The organism is Paenibacillus sp. S29 (assembly GCF_049319765.1).
GTDB lineage: Bacteria > Bacillota > Bacilli > Paenibacillales > Paenibacillaceae > Paenibacillus > Paenibacillus polymyxa_B.
The window spans coordinates 401,693-419,762 of sequence record NZ_JBMOUI010000003.1; the positions used below are offsets into that span (position 1 = coordinate 401,693).

Annotated in this window: 17 protein-coding genes; all 17 read left to right on the top strand. The window is 45.8% G+C overall.

The window, feature by feature from the left end; translation table 11 throughout:
• Nucleotides 1-2: 2 nt before the first annotated feature.
• The 17 genes from ACL9RM_RS07345 (at nucleotide 3) to pgsA (ending at nucleotide 18,032) form a co-directional block, all read left to right on the top strand.
• Nucleotides 3-1,040 (top strand): aspartate-semialdehyde dehydrogenase, encoded by a 1,038-nt coding sequence (locus tag ACL9RM_RS07345; RefSeq protein WP_165175626.1) that lies wholly within the window; start codon nucleotides 3-5, stop codon nucleotides 1,038-1,040.
• A gap of 23 nt (nucleotides 1,041-1,063) precedes the next feature.
• Complete coding sequence (gene dapG / locus ACL9RM_RS07350) at nucleotides 1,064-2,281, top strand: aspartate kinase (RefSeq protein WP_013309940.1); 1,218 nt, start codon at nucleotides 1,064-1,066, stop codon at nucleotides 2,279-2,281.
• Between the two features lie 39 nt (nucleotides 2,282-2,320).
• Nucleotides 2,321-3,202 (top strand): 4-hydroxy-tetrahydrodipicolinate synthase, encoded by an 882-nt coding sequence (dapA, locus tag ACL9RM_RS07355; RefSeq protein ID WP_061829430.1) that lies wholly within the window; start codon nucleotides 2,321-2,323, stop codon nucleotides 3,200-3,202.
• Between the two features lie 349 nt (nucleotides 3,203-3,551).
• Nucleotides 3,552-5,231: a ribonuclease J gene (locus ACL9RM_RS07360; RefSeq protein ID WP_013309942.1), complete on the top strand. Its 1,680-nt coding sequence runs from the start codon at nucleotides 3,552-3,554 to the stop codon at nucleotides 5,229-5,231.
• A 229-nt stretch (nucleotides 5,232-5,460) separates the two neighbouring features.
• Nucleotides 5,461-6,309, top strand: a complete 849-nt coding sequence (locus tag ACL9RM_RS07365) for a ClpP family protease (RefSeq protein WP_250268114.1) — start codon at nucleotides 5,461-5,463, stop codon at nucleotides 6,307-6,309.
• Complete coding sequence (locus tag ACL9RM_RS07370; protein ID WP_061829428.1) at nucleotides 6,306-6,518, top strand: YlzJ-like family protein; 213 nt, start codon at nucleotides 6,306-6,308, stop codon at nucleotides 6,516-6,518. Before ACL9RM_RS07365 ends, ACL9RM_RS07370 begins: the two co-directional genes overlap by 4 nt.
• A 103-nt stretch (nucleotides 6,519-6,621) precedes the next feature.
• Nucleotides 6,622-9,297, top strand: coding sequence for an FtsK/SpoIIIE family DNA translocase (locus ACL9RM_RS07375; protein WP_250268115.1), 2,676 nt, complete (start codon nucleotides 6,622-6,624; stop codon nucleotides 9,295-9,297).
• Nucleotides 9,298-9,522: 225 nt separating this feature from the next.
• Nucleotides 9,523-10,374 (top strand): spore cortex-lytic enzyme, encoded by an 852-nt coding sequence (sleB, locus tag ACL9RM_RS07380; RefSeq protein ID WP_250268116.1) that lies wholly within the window; start codon nucleotides 9,523-9,525, stop codon nucleotides 10,372-10,374.
• 160 nt (nucleotides 10,375-10,534) lie between these two features.
• Complete coding sequence (yfmF, locus tag ACL9RM_RS07385) at nucleotides 10,535-11,815, top strand: EF-P 5-aminopentanol modification-associated protein YfmF (protein WP_165175606.1); 1,281 nt, start codon at nucleotides 10,535-10,537, stop codon at nucleotides 11,813-11,815.
• Between the two features lie 2 nt (nucleotides 11,816-11,817).
• Nucleotides 11,818-13,098: an EF-P 5-aminopentanol modification-associated protein YfmH gene (yfmH, locus tag ACL9RM_RS07390; RefSeq protein ID WP_023988233.1), complete on the top strand. Its 1,281-nt coding sequence runs from the start codon at nucleotides 11,818-11,820 to the stop codon at nucleotides 13,096-13,098.
• Nucleotides 13,099-13,118: 20 nt separating this feature from the next.
• Nucleotides 13,119-13,886, top strand: a complete 768-nt coding sequence (gene ymfI / locus ACL9RM_RS07395) for an elongation factor P 5-aminopentanone reductase (protein WP_250268117.1) — start codon at nucleotides 13,119-13,121, stop codon at nucleotides 13,884-13,886.
• 100 nt (nucleotides 13,887-13,986) lie between these two features.
• A complete protein-coding gene (locus ACL9RM_RS07400) occupies nucleotides 13,987-14,241 on the top strand; it encodes a DUF3243 domain-containing protein (RefSeq protein WP_013309950.1) in 255 nt (84 codons plus the stop codon).
• Between the two features lie 227 nt (nucleotides 14,242-14,468).
• Nucleotides 14,469-15,242, top strand: a complete 774-nt coding sequence (locus tag ACL9RM_RS07405) for a DUF3388 domain-containing protein (protein WP_013370747.1) — start codon at nucleotides 14,469-14,471, stop codon at nucleotides 15,240-15,242.
• A gap of 30 nt (nucleotides 15,243-15,272) precedes the next feature.
• Nucleotides 15,273-16,349 carry a helix-turn-helix domain-containing protein gene (locus ACL9RM_RS07410; RefSeq protein ID WP_250268118.1) on the top strand — a complete coding sequence of 359 codons (1,077 nt, stop codon included), beginning with the start codon at nucleotides 15,273-15,275 and terminating at the stop codon, nucleotides 16,347-16,349.
• Between the two features lie 84 nt (nucleotides 16,350-16,433).
• Nucleotides 16,434-16,598 (top strand): hypothetical protein, encoded by a 165-nt coding sequence (locus ACL9RM_RS07415; RefSeq protein ID WP_023988236.1) that lies wholly within the window; start codon nucleotides 16,434-16,436, stop codon nucleotides 16,596-16,598.
• 144 nt (nucleotides 16,599-16,742) lie between these two features.
• On the top strand, nucleotides 16,743-17,234 hold the full coding sequence (locus ACL9RM_RS07420) for a YajQ family cyclic di-GMP-binding protein (RefSeq protein WP_023988237.1): 492 nt from the start codon (nucleotides 16,743-16,745) through the stop codon (nucleotides 17,232-17,234).
• Nucleotides 17,235-17,444: 210 nt separating this feature from the next.
• Nucleotides 17,445-18,032 (top strand): CDP-diacylglycerol--glycerol-3-phosphate 3-phosphatidyltransferase, encoded by a 588-nt coding sequence (gene pgsA, locus ACL9RM_RS07425; protein ID WP_013309954.1) that lies wholly within the window; start codon nucleotides 17,445-17,447, stop codon nucleotides 18,030-18,032.
• Nucleotides 18,033-18,070 lie beyond the last annotated feature (38 nt).

Consider the following 18,070-nt stretch of genomic DNA (forward strand, 5'->3'; position numbering starts at 1 on the left):
AGATGAGCAATAGAAAGTTTAATGTAGCTGTCGTTGGAGCGACAGGCGCTGTAGGAGAACAGATCGTAAATCTGCTGGAAAAACGGGATTTTCCTGTGGACAAAATCAAATTTCTTTCTTCGCCTCGTTCTGCCGGCACGTTAATTAGCTTTAAAGGTCAGCAAATTCCAGTAGAGATTGCTACCCCCGACAGCTTTGAAGGAATCGACATTGCTTTGTTTAGTGCAGGTGGAGACGTAAGTAAGGAATTGGCGCCGCATGCTGTTCGTCATGGGGCAGTTTGCATTGACAACACCAACGCATTCCGAATGGATCCGACAGCTCCTCTTGTAGTGCCTGAGGTGAACAGCGACAAAATTGCCGAGCATCAAGGAATTATTGCGAACCCGAACTGCTCCACCATTCAGATGGTAGCTGCTTTGAAACCATTATATGATCAGTATGGCATTTCTCGTATCATTGTATCCACATACCAGGCCGTTTCCGGCGCTGGAAGCCGAGCTATTGATGAATTGAATCGTCAAAGCGCAGCGATTCTGAACGGAGATGAAGTTCAGCCTGATCTGTTGCCAGTAGGCTCGTTGCCAGTAAAGCATCAGATTGCTTTCAATGCTATCCCGCAAATCGATAAATTCCAGGACAATGGTTATACACTGGAAGAAATGAAAATGGTACGTGAAACGAAAAAAATACTGGGTGACGAATCTGTGGACGTAACAGCAACGTGTGTGCGTATTCCTGTTGTATACGGTCACTCGGAATCTGTATATGTAGAACTTAAAAAAGATTATGATTTAGAAGAAATCCGCAATCTGCTGGCTTCGGCACCAGGAGTAACGCTGGTGGACGATCCTGCTGCTCAGCTTTATCCACTGGCATCTGATGCTGCAGGAAAACCTGACGTATTTGTGGGGCGTGTACGCCGTGATTTGGGCAATAGCCGTGGATTGAATTTGTGGGTCGTATCCGACAACCTGCTCAAAGGAGCAGCATGGAACGCGGTGCAAATCGCGGAAATTATTGCTGCAAACGCGGAGTAACGTTCCGATATGGGGGAAGAATAATGGGTATTTTGGTGCAGAAATTTGGGGGAACCTCGCTGTCCACACCTGAAGCACGTCAACTTGTGCTGGCACATGTGAAGCGGGAGCTGGAACAAAATCTTCAATTGGTTGTTGTTGTGTCGGCCATGGGGAGAAAAGGAGAGCCTTATGCCACCGACACGCTACTGGATTGGGCGGCGTCTAACGGCGACAGTCTTCCGAAGCGCGAACGGGATTTACTGCTGTGCTGTGGTGAAATCATTTCTGCTGCTACATTATGCAGCCTGATGGAGAAGGAAGGTATTCCTGCTACGGTGCTAACTGGGGCACAGGCGGGCTTTATTACGGATGATCAATACGGCAATGCTCGTATTTTGGATATAAAGCCAGACCGTGTTGTTGAAGAGTTGAACCAAGGCAGAGTTGTCATTGTGACAGGTTTTCAGGGACAAACAGCAGACGGTGATATGACTACCTTGGGTCGGGGAGGCAGCGATACGTCAGCTACTGCTCTGGGTGCTGCTCTACATGCGGATATGGTTGATATTTATACGGATGTAAATGGTATATTGACTGCCGATCCGCGCATTGTGGAAAACGCAAAGCCACTTACACATGTTAGCTATACGGAGATTTGTAATATGGCTCATCAGGGAGCAAAGGTTATCCATCCTCGTGCTGTTGAAATCGCCATGCAGGCTAATATCCCGGTCCGTGTTCGCTCTACCTTCTCCGAAGGAGAAGGTACGTTAGTTACCCACCCGGAAGGCTTTAAAGACGTGCAGGCAGACATCGTAGACCGTTTCGTGACCGGTATTGCGTATGTCGGCAATGTCACTCAGATTAATGTTGAATTAAAGCCGGGTTTGGAGCACTTGCAATTACAAGTATTCAAATCTATGGCTGAACATGGAATTAGCGTTGACTTTATTAACGTAACGCCATCGGGGGCAGTTTATACTGTGTTCGATCATGATGGAAGCAAAGCGGTTGAAGTATTGAACGGTTTGGGTCTAGAACCTAAGATACTGGCCGGGTGTGCTAAAGTTTCTGTCATAGGCGGTGGTATCAACGGGGTACCAGGCATTATGGCGACAATTGTGGAGGCATTGGCAGAATCAGACGTACAGATCCTTCAATCCGCAGATTCCAACACGACGATCTGGGTACTTGTTAAAAAAGAAGATATGGTGCAGGCTGTACGCGCATTGCATAATAAATTTGAACTCCATCAATAGGCGCATTGTCCGTGCTCGGACTTGCAAAAAGGAGGCAGCATGGTGAACTTCGGCAGATTGATTACCGCAATGGTGACACCTTTTGATAAGCAAGGAGAGATTGACTGGACTGCATTGTCCTCGTTGATTGATTACTTAATAGAAGAACAGCACTCAGAGTCGCTTGTTGTATCTGGAACAACAGGGGAGTCTCCTACCCTGAGCGATGATGAAAAAATCAAGTTGTTTGCATTTGTTGTAGAAAAAGCAGCTGGACGATGTAAAATTATTGCCGGGACTGGAAGCAACAATACACGTCACTCCATTCATCTAACCCGTGCCGCGGAGCAGGCAGGAGCAGATGGTGTTCTACTGGTAGTGCCATATTATAATAAACCGAATCAGGAAGGGATGTATCAGCATTTCGAAAGTATTGCGAACTCCACATCCCTCCCAGCTATACTGTATAATGTTCCAAGTCGTACTGGAGCGAGTCTAACAGCTGAAACAACACTGCGCCTTGCACAAATTCCGAATATTGTGGGAACTAAAGAATGTGCATCACTTGCGCAGGTCACACAGATTGCAGCGGCAGCGCCAGAAGGTTTTCTGGTTTATTCCGGGGATGATGCTTCTGGGTTGCCTGCTATGGCTGTAGGTGCTTATGGTATTATCAGCGTAGCGAGTCATGTGGTAGGTGCTGAAATGAAACAGATGATCGATTCACTTGTAGGAGGACACTCGCAGGAGGCAGCAAAGTTGCATCAGCAGTTGTTCCCTATTTTCAAGGGCTTGTTTGGCTGTCCTCATCCTCTGCCTAATCCGGTGGCAGTAAAATATGCATTGGAATTACGGGGGGTTAAGGTAGGTTCGGTTCGGTTGCCGCTCATTCCTCCAACTGAGGATGAAGCGGAATTTATTAAGAAATTATTTACCCGCTAAAGAGAAATAGGAATGTAAGATGTTAATTAATACTAAGGAGTATCCTTGTTAAGGGCAGTCGGTAGGTACAAAACCGATAGGGTTTATTGTCTGACAAGGTTCCCAGCGTGAAGGGCGTTCTTATAGGACGCCCTTTTTGCTGTGCTTTTAACCATGTATGTAGACAAAATGACAGATACTAATGGTTTCAGACGGCAATGGGAAACCTAGCGTAACGAACAGGATGACTTGTTTTTTCGTATTTTAATCATGTATAATGGGGTCAAGTGACTGGGTGCGGTATTTTTTTGAAAATTAAATAAACAAATCAAGGTACGACGTCCAACTACCATAGGAGGTTTAGATTCATTTGTCTAAAAAAACAAACAACGATAAATTGATGATTTTCGCTTTGGGCGGCGTCGGTGAAATCGGGAAAAATATGTATGTCGTTCAATACGGCAATGACATTGTCGTGGTGGATTCCGGTTTGAAATTCCCGGAAGAGGACATGCTGGGCATTGATATCGTTATTCCTGATATTTCCTACCTTACAGAGAACCGCGACAAAGTAAGAGGCATTGTGCTGACTCATGGTCACGAGGACCATATCGGCGGTTTGCCTTACGTGTTGAAACATTTGAATGTACCAGTATATGGTACCAAATTGACGCTGGGATTGGTGGAAAACAAGCTGAAGGAAGCGAATCTGCTTGGTGAAACCAAACGTATTTTGATCAATGCTGATTCTGAAATCAAGCTGGGTTCCACACTGAAAGCAACATTCTTCAGAACCAACCATAGTATTCCAGATTCTGTAGGTGTATGTATTGATACTCCTGAAGGCGCTGTTGTTCATACAGGTGACTTCAAATTTGACCATACTCCGGTGAACGGACAATATGCAGATTTGCAGCGTATGGCTGAAATTGGCACACGTGGCGTACTGGCTCTTTTGTCAGACAGTACGAATGCCGAAAAACCGGGCTTTACACCTTCGGAAAAGAGCGTTGGTATTGTCCTGGAAGACATTTTCCGCAAGTCAAGACAGCGTGTGGTCGTAGCCACTTTTGCTTCTAACGTACATCGTATTCAACAGGTAATTAATGCTGCTGAAGCAACGGGACGTAAAGTAACAGTTATTGGTCGAAGCATGGTTAATGTCGTAGGTATTGCTTCGGACTTGGGCTATTTGGAAATTCCAGATGGAATGCTGATTGAGCCTGAAGAAGTTGGCAAAATGTCAGCGGATCGTGTAGTTATTCTCTGCACAGGCAGTCAGGGTGAACCGATGTCAGCTTTGACAAGAATGGCTCGTTCCACACATCGAAAGGTTGACATTCTTCCAGGGGATTCAGTCATCATCGCAGCTACTCCAGTACCAGGTAATGAAAAATACGTTGGACGCACAATTGATGAGCTGTTCCGTCTGGGTGCCAATGTATATTACAGCGCAGCTAATCCAGGTATCCACGTTTCTGGACACGGAAGCCAGGAAGAACTCAAGCTGATGCTGAATCTGATGAAACCAAAGTTCTTCTTGCCAATTCATGGTGAGTTCAGAATGCAACGTCGTCACGCTCTTCTTGCTGAAGGTGTAGGTATTGAGCCTGAGAATATCTTTATCACGGATATCGGTGAAGTCATTGAAATTCAGAATGGTGGAGCACGCAGAGCTGGTAAAGTTACAGCAGGTAACGTACTGATCGATGGACTAGGCGTAGGGGATGTAGGAAATATCGTATTGCGCGACCGCAAATTGCTGTCACAGGACGGTATTTTGGTGGTTGTTGTTACGCTGAGCAAGCAAGACGGAACGATTAAATCGGGACCAGATATCATTTCCCGAGGTTTCGTATATGTCCGTGAATCGGAAGGTTTGCTGGATGAAGCGAATCGTATTGTCTCAAGTACACTGCATAAGCTCATGAGTGAAAATGTAAATGAATGGGCTTCCCTCAAGACAAATGTCAAGGATGCACTAGGTCGCTTCTTGTATGAGCAAACTCGTCGGAGACCGATGATCCTGCCAATTATAATGGAAGTGTGATTCAATTGAAATTTGTTCAAAAACCTGAATTAAAAACTTAAGTCACAGGCACACAGTCGCCTCTCTTCCCGCAGGAAATATTGGACGGTTTCCGCGGGAGGAGAGGCTTTTTTGATTTTCCGGGATAAGGAAAATCATGGGGGCGGGTATAAGATATTCCATTTCCATCCCATACTATAGGGTGAATACGGGTCATATAGATGCGTAAAGCGAAAGGAAGATCACCCATATGGAACAATACAGCAATCTAACATCTGGCAACGAGGAAACGGAAGCACCAGATCAACCAGAAATTGGGCAAAGACCCGCTTTGCCTGCTATGGAGGCTTTACAGCAGCTGGGTCAAACCTCTATGCCTGGAAGCGAGTCTAATATTTTTTGCATGACGATTATCGGTCAGATTGAAGGGCATCTCATTTTACCGCCTCAAAACAAAACGACAAAATATGAGCACATTATTCCCCAGTTGGTAGCGGCAGAACAAAATCCTCGTATCGAAGGATTAATGATTTTGCTGAATACAGTTGGTGGTGATGTAGAGGCAGGACTGGCTATTGCCGAAATGATCGCATCGATGAGTAAACCAACGGTGACCATTGTCATAGGTGGGGGACATAGCATCGGTGTGCCTATTGCTGTGTCTTCCACTTATTCCTACATTGCGGAGAGTGCGACGATGACCATTCATCCCATTCGTATGAACGGTCTGGTCATTGGAGTACCACAAACTTTTGAATACATGGAAAAAATGCAGGAACGTGTTGTACGCTTCGTCGTTTCTCATTCTCGTATTACAGAAGAGCAGTTTAAGGAATTAATGTTTAAAACCGGTGAGTTAAACCGCGATATTGGTACAGCGGTTGGGGGAGCCGATGCAGTGAAGTATGGATTGATGGACGCGGTTGGAGGCATCGGAGAGGCTTTAAAACAGCTGAACACCATTATTGAAACGCGGCGTCAGCAAAACGGGATCGCTGGGATTCAACAGCAGGCTCCGTATGCTCCTTTTTCTCCTAGTGCCACAGGAACTCCTACAGAGACACTGTCAGGGGAGCCTAGCGGGGAGCTACCACAATGACACTATATACTGTAATGCCAATGGAAATGGTATGGCAAGGGATGTGGAAAGAGGCTGAGGAGTTTGCAGAGGTTCGGGTAGACGGTCTACTTATGCAAGTACAGCCGCTTGAAAGTCGTCGGGGGATCATTGTACGGTTGTTGGACTGTCCTCTGGAAGCCTATCTGAATCCGCGCTATGGACCAGGTCAAGTCATCGAGTGGTCGTAGAAGGTGTCGAATAGTACAGAAATAGGTCGTTTACTGTTGAAAAAGAACATATGTGCGGATACCGGGTGACGTGGTATAATATTCTTCTGGGGGGTGACCTTGTATGTCCAGAAGAAGAAAAAGAAAAAAGAAAGCCGCATTTGGCGGAGTTCTAAAATTTGAAATTTACGGCATTGTGCTGATTACATTAGCGGTCATTGCGTTGTCGGGTGAAGCGGCGGTTGGTCGGTCGCTATCCAAGATGTTTGGGCTCGTACTGGGGAAATTCTATTTTGTTATCCCTCTCATTGGCATTTATTATGGTCTGATGGTGATGATTCACCGCAAGTGGCCGAACCAGTGGAACTCCCGCAAAACGGGTTTGCTCCTGTTAGTATTTGCCTTTACACTTATGAGTTCTATTTCATCTATGGAGCAGCGTTTGGGGCCGATCAACGCGCTTCAGCCGGGCGGAGTGATGACCCAGATACATATAGATATGCGTGAGCAGTTGCTGTCGCCTGACCAGCAGGGTCATACCTCGATGCTGAACAAGGATATCAGCGGGGGTTACGTAGGCGCATTGCAGCTTACTGTTCTGTTATGGCTGTTTGGTCTCACGGGAGCTAAACTGATCATGATTGTTATGTTCGTCATTTGTTTCATGCTGATGACCCAACTGTCCTATGTGGATTTGGTACGGATTGTAAAGACCAAGCTGCTGACAGCCGGGGGAAGCGTGCGCAAAAAATGGACTGGTAAAGCTACTCCGCTTTCAGCATCAAGCAAAGGCAGTGGAAATAGAAAAATCAAGTCTGAGTCCATTCCTGCCTATGAGGAAGACATGGATGATGACTTTGACGAAATGCAGCCTCCTGCACGCAAACAGCCGATTTTCTTTCAGTTGTTTGGTCTCAAAAATTCAGATAAAGCGGACAAGGATGAGCATTCCGTCGATACGGATGAGGATGATCATGATCTTCCATATGAAGCTGAGGACGCGCAGGCCCAGTGGAGAAACGGCAACCAGAGTGAAGAGATGTCTGACGTAGTAGAACACGCTGAGCAGGAAGCTGCAACTCCGGTAAAAAGGTCGCCGATTATTAGGGATTTCTTCGAACAAGTAAAGCATGAGGAAAGAAGACCGGAAGCTGAATTTGGAGAGTCCCTGACAGGGGCAGAGCAGACAACTTCCGTTATTGACGAATCCCTGGATGATGACTTTGTGGATGCCAGTGCAAATACGGATATGGATGATTCGACAGCGATCCAGGGGACATTAGAAGGTGCTCAGGGACAAGCTCAGACGATTGCAACTGGGGTAGCAGGCGAAGAGGCTGAAGGTAACCATGCAGCTATTCCGGCTCCGCCGCCTAAACCGTACAAGCTCCCATCATTTCGTTTACTTGCTAAACCACAAAACGCAGGCAAAGGTATGGGACAAAAGGATTACATGCAAACGGCACGCAAGCTGGAGGCAACGCTGGAAAGCTTCGGTGTGCGGGCGAAGGTGCTGGAGGTTGTCCGTGGCCCTGCCGTAACGCGTTATGAAATTCAGCCGGACATTGGAGTAAAGGTCAGCCGCATTGTGAGTCTGACGGATGACATTGCGCTTGCGCTTGCTGCCAAAGATATCCGTATGGAGGCTCCGATTCCTGGGAAATCTGCTATCGGAATTGAGGTTCCGAATAATGAAGTTTCCATTGTAACGATGCGTGAGGTAATGGAGACAACCGTTTTCCAGGAGTCAGCTTCCAATTTATCTATTGCATTCGGACGTGATATCGCAGGACAGACGATTGTCGGTAATTTGGCCAAGATGCCCCATCTGCTTGTAGCTGGGGCAACAGGTTCGGGTAAATCAGTGTGTATCAATGGGATCATTACGAGTATTTTATACAAAGCAAAGCCGGATGAGGTCAAATTTTTGATGGTCGATCCTAAAATGGTGGAGTTGAACGTGTACAATGGAATCCCGCATTTGTTGGCTCCGGTCGTGACTGATCCAAAGCGAGCCTCACTTGCATTGAAGAAAATTGTAGTTGAAATGGAAAAAAGATATGAGTTATTTTCCAAATCAGGAACCCGTAATATTGAGGGCTATAATAATCTGATGAAAGATAACCCGGATGCATTTCTGCCTTACATCGTCGTTATTGTGGACGAGTTGGCAGATTTAATGATGGTAGCTGCGGGAGATGTGGAGGATGCGATTGCACGACTTGCCCAAATGGCGCGTGCAGCAGGCATCCACCTTATTATTGCAACGCAAAGACCTTCGGTTGACGTAATTACCGGGGTGATTAAAGCCAATATTCCTTCACGTATTGCCTTCGGCGTTTCCTCGCAGGTAGACTCCCGTACCATATTGGACATGGGTGGAGCCGAGAAGCTACTCGGACGTGGTGATATGCTGTTCATGCCAATGGGTGCTTCCAAACCAGTCCGCGTTCAGGGAGCATTCATGAGCGATCAAGAAGTCGAAAATATTGTTAGCTACGTACGTGAACAGGGTGAAGCTCAGTATGATGAAACGCTAGTGCCGGAGGTGGAAGAGGTATCGGCTGATGCAGATGAAATGCTGGATGAGCTGTACGATCAGGCGGTCAACATCATTTTAGAGGCTAAACAAGCTTCCGTTTCGCTCCTTCAGCGCCGTATGCGGATCGGTTATACACGTGCTGCTCGACTGATTGACTCCATGGAAGCTCGCGGAGTCATCGGCCCTTACGAGGGCAGCAAGCCCCGTGAGGTCCTTATCTCAATGGAGCAATATCAGCAAAATAAAGTAAGTTCCTAAGCATGATCTCTATCCAGCACTACATTAAAACGCTGTTTGTTCGCATGGTGGTTGTTCTAATATGACAACTCCAAGTGCACAAACAGCGTTTTTTTGTGATGTTTTTTGAGGTGTGGCGACTACCTGCTGAAAGAAGATTAAAAGGGTGAATAGCTTTAAGCGGAGCTTGTCATAATAAACGTAGCCATCCTGTTAATCCCACAAAAGAAAGGTAGAGCGCAGCATATGAAAAAGACAATGGTCTGGATTTGCACGGGTATCCTCGCAGCCTCGGCTATTACGTACACAGGACTTTTTAAAAGTGACTCTGCACAGCAGCAAGCAGAGCCGCTGAGCACACAGCAGAAAGTACAAGCGGCGCAACCTTCCCAGCCGACATTCAGCTCGGGAGCGGTTGATTTTGGATCTTACGGTCAGGATGTATATGAGTTGCAATCACGTTTGAAGTTGCTGGGCTTTTTTGGCGGGAAAGTGGACAGTCATTTTGGCAGCAGTACACTAAAAGCTGTCAAGGGTTTTCAAAAGGAATTTGGCATCCGTCCCGATGGAGTGGTCGGAGTAAAGACGAAATTAAAGCTGGTGAATGCTACTCCTAACTGGAAGCCAACGGAAACTCCTATGCATCGCAACAATCAAGGTTCCGCTCAGGGACAGACAGCGGACAATAACGATAAAGCAGATAAAAATGATGAAACGATGGGATCGGCCAACACCATGGGACTATCTGAAAACGATCTTAAAATTATGGCCAACGCGGTCTACGGTGAATCCCGCGGCGAGCCGTTTGAAGGCCAAGTTGCCGTCGCGGCTGTTATTTTGAACAGGGTCAAGTCACCTAGCTTTCCCAACTCACCATCTGGAGTGATCTTTCAACCAGGAGCATTCACAGCTGTAGCAGACGGTCAAATCTGGCTCACACCGAATGAGACTGCACAAAAGGCGGTACGCCAAGCCCTGAACGGTTGGGATCCAAGCGGAGGATGTCTCTATTATTTTAACCCAAAAACAGCCACCTCCAAATGGATTTGGACCCGTCCGCAGGTGAAAACCATCGGGGAGCATATTTTCTGCATGTAAAACGCCGAAGCAGCCGGGAGCTTGTCTCCGGTTGCTTCTTGGCTTTTGCATGGTTAGAATAAAGATTGGTACACTTTACCTCTTTACAGGAGGATGATTTACAGCAGCTAATGCTAATCAAAGGCTAGACGCAAATTGACGTCACAAAGGAGTTTTGGACTTGAACAAAACAGGTTTCGAGCGTGGCACACGCAGACAACTGAGGATTCATGTACTGCCGACCAAGCGCTTTAAGACGTTTGCTATATCATTGTATGTAGGCACTCCGCTACGGGAGGACACCGTAACTCGAGTGGGGCTGGTACCTTTCGTTCTGCGAAGGGGTACAGAATCGTATCCGCAGACTACACAATTCAGAGAACAGTTAGAGCAATTGTATGGCGCGGGTTTCGGTTTCGATGTGTATAAACGTGGAGATTATCAGATCGTGCAATTTCGCATGGATACGATTAATGACAGCTTTGTAAATAGTCCAGATAGTTTACTGGATCGTTCGTTTTCTTTTCTCGGAGAAGTGCTAACGAAGCCTGCATTGGAAAATGGTGCATTTCAAACGGGATACGTCCAGCAGGAACGGGAAAATGTGCGTAAGAAGCTGGAATCTATAGTTAACGATAAAATACGTTATGCTGGTGAGCGCTGTATGGAGGAAATGTGCAAGGATGAGCCTTATCGTCTGCACCCTCTTGGTCAACGATCTGATCTGGACAGTATAGATGCACAGAGCTTGTATAAGGCTTATGGAGAATGGCTGAATCATGCCAGCATGGATTTATACGTTGTGGGAGATACGACGCTAGAAGAAGTTGAGAAGTTTGTTGATCGCTATTTTCAATTGAACCGTTCAGCGGAAACAGGGTATGTTCCTGAACAGCCCAAGTCGGTAGAGCGTGATGTTCAAACCGTTGTAGAGCGTCTTGATGTGAACCAGGGCAAGCTCAACATGGGGTTGCGCACCCCTATTACGTATGGAGACGATCGCTATGCTTCCGCTCTGATGTACAATGGCATTCTGGGCGGGTATCCGCATTCAAAGCTGTTCGTTAATGTGAGGGAGAAGGAAAGTTTGGCGTATTACGCTTCATCACGGTATGACGGGCATAAAGGTATTGGTACGATTCAATCTGGTATTGAAATTCCTAATTATGAAAAAGCGGTTACTATTATCCGCAAGCAACTGGAAGATACGCAAAACGGAGCGATTACTGAGCTGGAAATGACCCAAACGCAGGCGATGATTCGCAACTTGCTAAAGGAGATGCAGGATTCCGCTTTTGAAATGATCGCCTATGATTTTAACAGACAGCTTTCCGGTAAAGAACGGACAGTAGATGAGCTGCTGAGTCAGGTGGAGGCAGTCAAGGTGCAGGATGTTCAGGATGCCGCCCGGACGTTCCGACTGGACACTATTTATTTCTTGAGAGACCAGAAGGGGGAATAGCGGTGGAGCATATACCTTATGAGCATTTGCAGGAAACGCTGTACTATGAAGTAATGGATAACGGTTTACACGTTTATGTGTTGCCCAAACCGGGTTTTCAGAAGACATACGCCACATTTGCAACTAAATACGGCTCAGTTGATAATCATTTCCGCGTAGAAGGTCAACAGCCCGTAAAGGTGCCGGATGGCATAGCCCATTTTTTGGAGCATAAAATGTTTGAAGAGCCTGAAGGCGATATTTTTGCTACCTTTTCCTCTAATGGGGCATCAGCGAATGCATTTACGAGCTTTGATCAAACAGTATATCTGTTTTCGGCAACGGAGCGTATTCAAGAAAATTTGACCACGCTGGTCAATTTTGTGCAGCATCCTTACTTTACAGATGAAAATGTAGAAAAGGAAAAAGGCATTATTGGCCAGGAAATTAATATGTATGAAGATAACCCCGATTGGCGGAGTTACTTTGGTCTGATCGAGGCGTTGTACAAGGTCCATCCGGTGCATATAGATATCGCAGGTACTGTTCAATCCATCAGTACGATTACAAAAGAAACGCTGTACAGTTGCTATGAAGCTTTCTACCACCCAAGCAATATGATTCTTTTTGTAGTGGGCGGAGTGGATCCAGCTGAAGTAATAGAGCTGGTACGTAACAATCAGGCCAAAAAGGACTATAAGCCGCAGGGAGAGATTGAGCGGATTTTCGACGATGAACCCACTACAGTTGCAGAACCACGTCGTGAGGTGAAGCTGGCCGTTTCTCTGCCAAAGCTACTGTTTGGATTCAAGGAGGCTGAAGTAGGCCTAACGGGTGAAGAATTACTTCGTCATGATCTGGAAACCAAGCTGATGCTTGATCTCCTGTTTGGTTCCAGTACACAACTATATCAAAAGCTCTACGATGAGGATCTGATTTCGGACAGTTTTGGTCATGAGTACAATAGTACGCAGCAATATGCATTCTCTGCAATCGGCGGGGATACCAAAGACCCGGATCGGCTGTTGGCGAGAATACGTGAAGAGGTGGAGTCCATTCAGAAGCAGGGCTTTGCAGCAGAACATTTTGAACGGGCACGTAAAAAGAAAATCGGTGGTTATCTGCGTACACTCAATTCACCAGAAAATATTGCACATGAATTTACAAGACATCGCTTCCGGGGCAGCGATTTTTTCCAACTGCTCCCTATTTATGAAAGTATCACGCTTGAGGATGTAAATCGCCGTCTAAAAGACCATATCCAGTGGGATCAACTCGCAATATCACTAGTGGTGAGTCCGTAATGTCCAGGGAGAGGGAAACAATGACCACCGAGGGCGGAGAATTAAAAGCAATTGGCGATACAACCGTGCTGATTACAGGAGCGAGTGGCGGAATTGGTGCGGCTATTGCTGAGCGTTTTGCAGCTGTAGGGATGAATGTTGTCATTCACTACATGAAGTCCCATGAAAAAGCAAATGAAGTTGCCCGTCGTTGCATGGCTTATTCAGGCAAGGTAATGACCGTGTCAGCGGATCTGCGGAGCAAGGAGCAGATCGAACGCATGCGGGAAAAGCTGGATAATCACGGGATGAAGCCGGATATTCTTGTGAACAACGCCGGATTATCTCATTATGGGCTGTTGACAGATGTTTCGGAAGAGGAATGGGAAGAAGTGATGGCCGTCAATGTTAAGGGAACCTTTCTGTGCACGCAGGTTTTTATGCCACATATGATTTCCCAACGCTATGGCCGCATTGTGAATGTTTCCTCCGTGTGGGGGATATGTGGCGCATCGTGCGAGGTGTTGTATTCCACCACCAAGGGAGGCATTAACGCTTTCACTAAAGCGTTGGCTCAAGAGGTAGCACCTTCCGGGGTGACAGTGAATGCTGTAGCTCCAGGTGCAGTGGATACGTCGATGCTGGATCATTTGGATAAAGGCGAAATTACCAGTTTGGAAGAAGAAATTCCTGCCGGACGGTTGGCTCGACCTGATGAAATATCGTCCCTGGTTTATTTTCTTGCGCTTCCTGAGTCAGGTTATATTAATGGCCAGGTCATAAGTCCTAATGGAGGATGGGTGACTTAAGGGATAGCGCTTGGAGGAATCCACCAGTATAGTAAGCGTCTGAGAAGAGCATATTATAACTGTTGATTTTAAATCTGAATCATCTAAGGAGGATTTAAGTATGTCAACAGTTGTTCAGAATTTTGATGTTTGGAAAAAGTTCCTTGGTCAGCGTGTAGAGCAAGCGGAGAAGCTGGGAATCAGCCAAGATACCATTTCAGAGCTTGCTTATGAAATCGGTGATTTTCTGGATGAGAAGGTCGACCCAGCGAACCACTCCAACCGCGCACTGAAAGAACTGTGGGGAGTTGCCGATGAGGACGAGCGTCACACCATCGCCCGGCTAATGGTTAAATTGGCTAAGAGCAACGCATAAGTAGGAACCAACATGAAAAGCTCCCTTTTGGGGGCTTTTCTGTAATGGTTACAGAGCTGTTCTTGTAATTCCATTGTAATTTATATATCATAAACGTGATTGAGGCTTACAACACAATGTAACCTATCGAATTTCAATAATTGGTTTTGTCGAAAGATGTTATTTTATGATACAATAATGCTTTGATTTGGAGTTGTTGACGGTTTGAATGTGAATGAGGTGCTAACGTGACGGAAGAAACGAAACAGTGGTACATGGAGTACAAGATACATAAAAATCGACCCGGACTGCTGGGAGACATTGCTTCCATGCTTGGTATTCTGGGGGTTAATATACTGACAATCAACGGTGTTGAAGGCGAAAGACGGGGGATGTTGCTTGAAACGGACGATGACGAGAAAATACGCATTCTCGGAGATACGTTAAAAAAAGCGAGCAACATTACAGTCACGGCCTTACGTGCTCCGAGACTGGTTGATATATTGGCAGTAAGACACGGCCGTTACATCGATCGGGATTCAGATGATCGTAAAACATTTCGCTTTACACGCGATGAGCTTGGATTGCTGGTCGATTTTTTGGGTGAAGTATTAAAGAGGGACGGCAATCAGGTGATCGGTCTTCGCGGGATGCCGCGTGTGGGCAAAACGGAATCCATTATTGCCAGTAGTGTATGCGCAATGAAGCGTTGGACTTTTGTGTCTTCAACGTTACTACGACAGACGGTGCGCAGTCAGCTCTCTGAAGAAGAAATGAACCCAAACAATGTGTTTATTATTGATGGTATTGTGAGTACAATTCGGTCAAATGAAAGACATTATCACCTGCTTCAGGAAATCATGAGCATGCCAAGTACTAAAGTGATTGAGCATCCTGATGTATTTGTACGTGAATCAGGATACAGCTTTGACGATTTCAATATCATTATTGAACTTCGCAATAATCCGGCTGAGGAAATTATTTATGATACCTTTACAGCCAGTTATACAGAAGATCTTTAAATAAGCGTAATTATACAAGGAGATGATGACATGTCAGAACTGGGTCAGCAATTAAAGGAGGCCCGGCTGCAAAAAGGATTGAGCCTTGACGATGTTCAGGAAATGACGAAGATACGCAAACGTTATCTGGAAGCCATTGAGACGGGCGATTACAAAGTGCTGCCGGGAAGCTTTTATGTCAGAGCTTTTATTAAAACATACGCTGAAACGGTCGGGTTGAACCCCGATGAGATTCTGGAAGGGCATCAAAGCAATGTGCCTGAACCTGAGCCGGAAGCAGTCATGGAGCCTGTTACACAGAAGCGCTCCAGCCGTCCCGCCACGATTGGTAATCTTAAATGGTTGCCTACAGCGTTAATGTGGCTTTTTCTAGTTCTCATTGTTGGGGTTATTTATGCTTATTGGGTGAGCAACAACCATTCAACTCCAAAAACAGCAGAAAACACAACGCCGATTACAACACCAAGTACAACACCAAGTACAACACCAAGCACGTCTACTCCTGATACCACTACGACACAGCCGAACAATGGTCAAACGACGGCTCCAAATGGTGCTGGTGGGAAGACTCCTGATGCGGGGCAAACCGGACAAACTCAGCCAGATGGTACGGGGAATACGGATGCTACTACTCCAGATACTGGACAGCAGCCGGATACGACTACACCACAACAAGGTGTAACTGTGGCACAGGACGGCAAGCAAGGCAAGACGACGATTTTCAAAGTTTCCAGTGCAACGGGAGCCACAGCCAAGGTTGATATTAAAGCTACGGGTGAAAGTTGGCTTGAAGTGTACAAGGGACAAAATTCCCGTGGAGAAAAGCTGAGCTACGGTATGACTAAAAGTGGAGATGCCATGTCTTTCGATATTGGTCCGGAAGGTTTATATATCAAATCAGGACGGTCTTCTGCCACAGATATTTCCGTAGCAGGTCAACCGATAACAGATAATAAATCGACTACTCGTGTACTGATCCAGCAAGGAGAAGCTTCCACGACCGGAACGAGTGCAGGGGTAACGGGCTCACCTGCAGATTCTTCGACAGGTAGCAGTACGGATTCAACACAAAGTGGTACAGATTCTACAACTACTGATGGTGAATAAACGCCTTGGTGCAAGGAAATACTAATGACTGTAATTCCTGGAAAGGCAGTCATTTCATTTTCCGCAAAGTGAGGTGTATACGTTATGACCGTCAGCTGGATTGTGACTGGGCTCGGTATCATTGTCAGTTTACTGGGCTATTATCTGACACCGAATGCATGGGGCTATGGCATACTGGGCTTTGGTCTTGCTCACATTGTGCTTGGACTTTTGGATATGTTCCGAACTCCAACACGAAGCCATAATTAGATATTTTGACCGTAATTGAAATAAAGGCGTTTTTGTCAGGAAAACTGGCAAGAACGCCTTTTTAGTCAACGGATTATTGGATTTTTGTAAATGACTAGCCTATAATTAGATATTGAACTTTGTTGTGGAAAGGAAAGTGAAACGATGGCTTCAGAAAATTCATTTGATATCGTCTCCAAAATGGATATGCAGGAGTTAACAAATGCGGTTCATCAGACGGAGCGTGAAATTGAAACACGATTTGATTTCAAGGGTAGCAAAAGTAGCCTCAAGCTTGAGAAAGAAGCTCTTACGATTGCATCGGAAGACGAGTACAAGCTGAATGCGGTGATTGATATTTTGCAATCTAAAATGGCCAAACGAGGTCTGTCCCTTAAAAATGTGGAGTATGGCAAATTGGAACCCGCTTCTCTAGGTTCAGTGCGTCAGCGTCTTTCGCTTAAGCAGGGAATTGATCAGGATAATGCCAAGAAAATTAATATTCTTATTCGGGACTCCAAGCTAAAAGTCAAAAGTCAGATTCAAGGTGATCAAATCCGAGTGACCGGAAAAAACAGGGATGATTTACAGGCGATCATTCAATTGCTACGTAAAGCTGATTTGCCATTGGAGCTTCAATTTACAAACATGAAATAAAGCCGTTTTCCCTCATATATTTTGTAGGAAAAAACGTTGCTTGATGTGCGGCAGGTTATTTTGACATGCGTTTTGCGCCATATTATACTTGTAACGAAAATGCAGACAATTCAGGTGTATAGCGCTCGTCGAAAGCGATTTACATAGGATTGAATTTAATCCGAAAACTGCCATTTGTAATCAAGTACGATAATCAGGGGAGAGTGTGTTGTGAATTTACCCAACAGAATTACAATAACGCGGATTTGCCTTATCCCGGTGATGATGCTGGCTTTGCTGGTGGACTTTGATTTTTATCCGCCGCCGATTGAGATCGGAGCTTTCAAGCTGCCGTATAATCAGCTGATTGCGGCTATCATTTTCCTTGTAGCAGCCAGCACGGATGGTCTTGACGGATATTTGGCACGTAAAAATAATATGGTCACCAATTTGGGCAAGCTGTTGGACCCCCTTGCTGATAAGCTTTTGGTAACCGCTATTTTGGTTTCCTTGGTAGAAATGGGGAAAATTGATTCATGGATTGTCGTTGTGATTGTTAGCCGTGAGTTTGCGGTTACGGGGCTGCGTCAGATTGCCTTACTGGATGGGTCTGTGGTTGCTGCAAGCAATTGGGGCAAATTAAAGACGATCATCCAGATCGTTGCTATTGTAGCGCTGCTCATTAATAATTTCCCGTTTGTTTTTCTTGGTATACCGTTTGATTTAATAGCGATATGGGCAGCAGTGTTGATCACCATTTATTCGGGTATTGATTATTTCGTGAAAAATATCCATTTGCTGAGCTCCTCCAAAGTTTAACAGGATAAATTTTATGGAAACAGCAATAGGGACTAAAC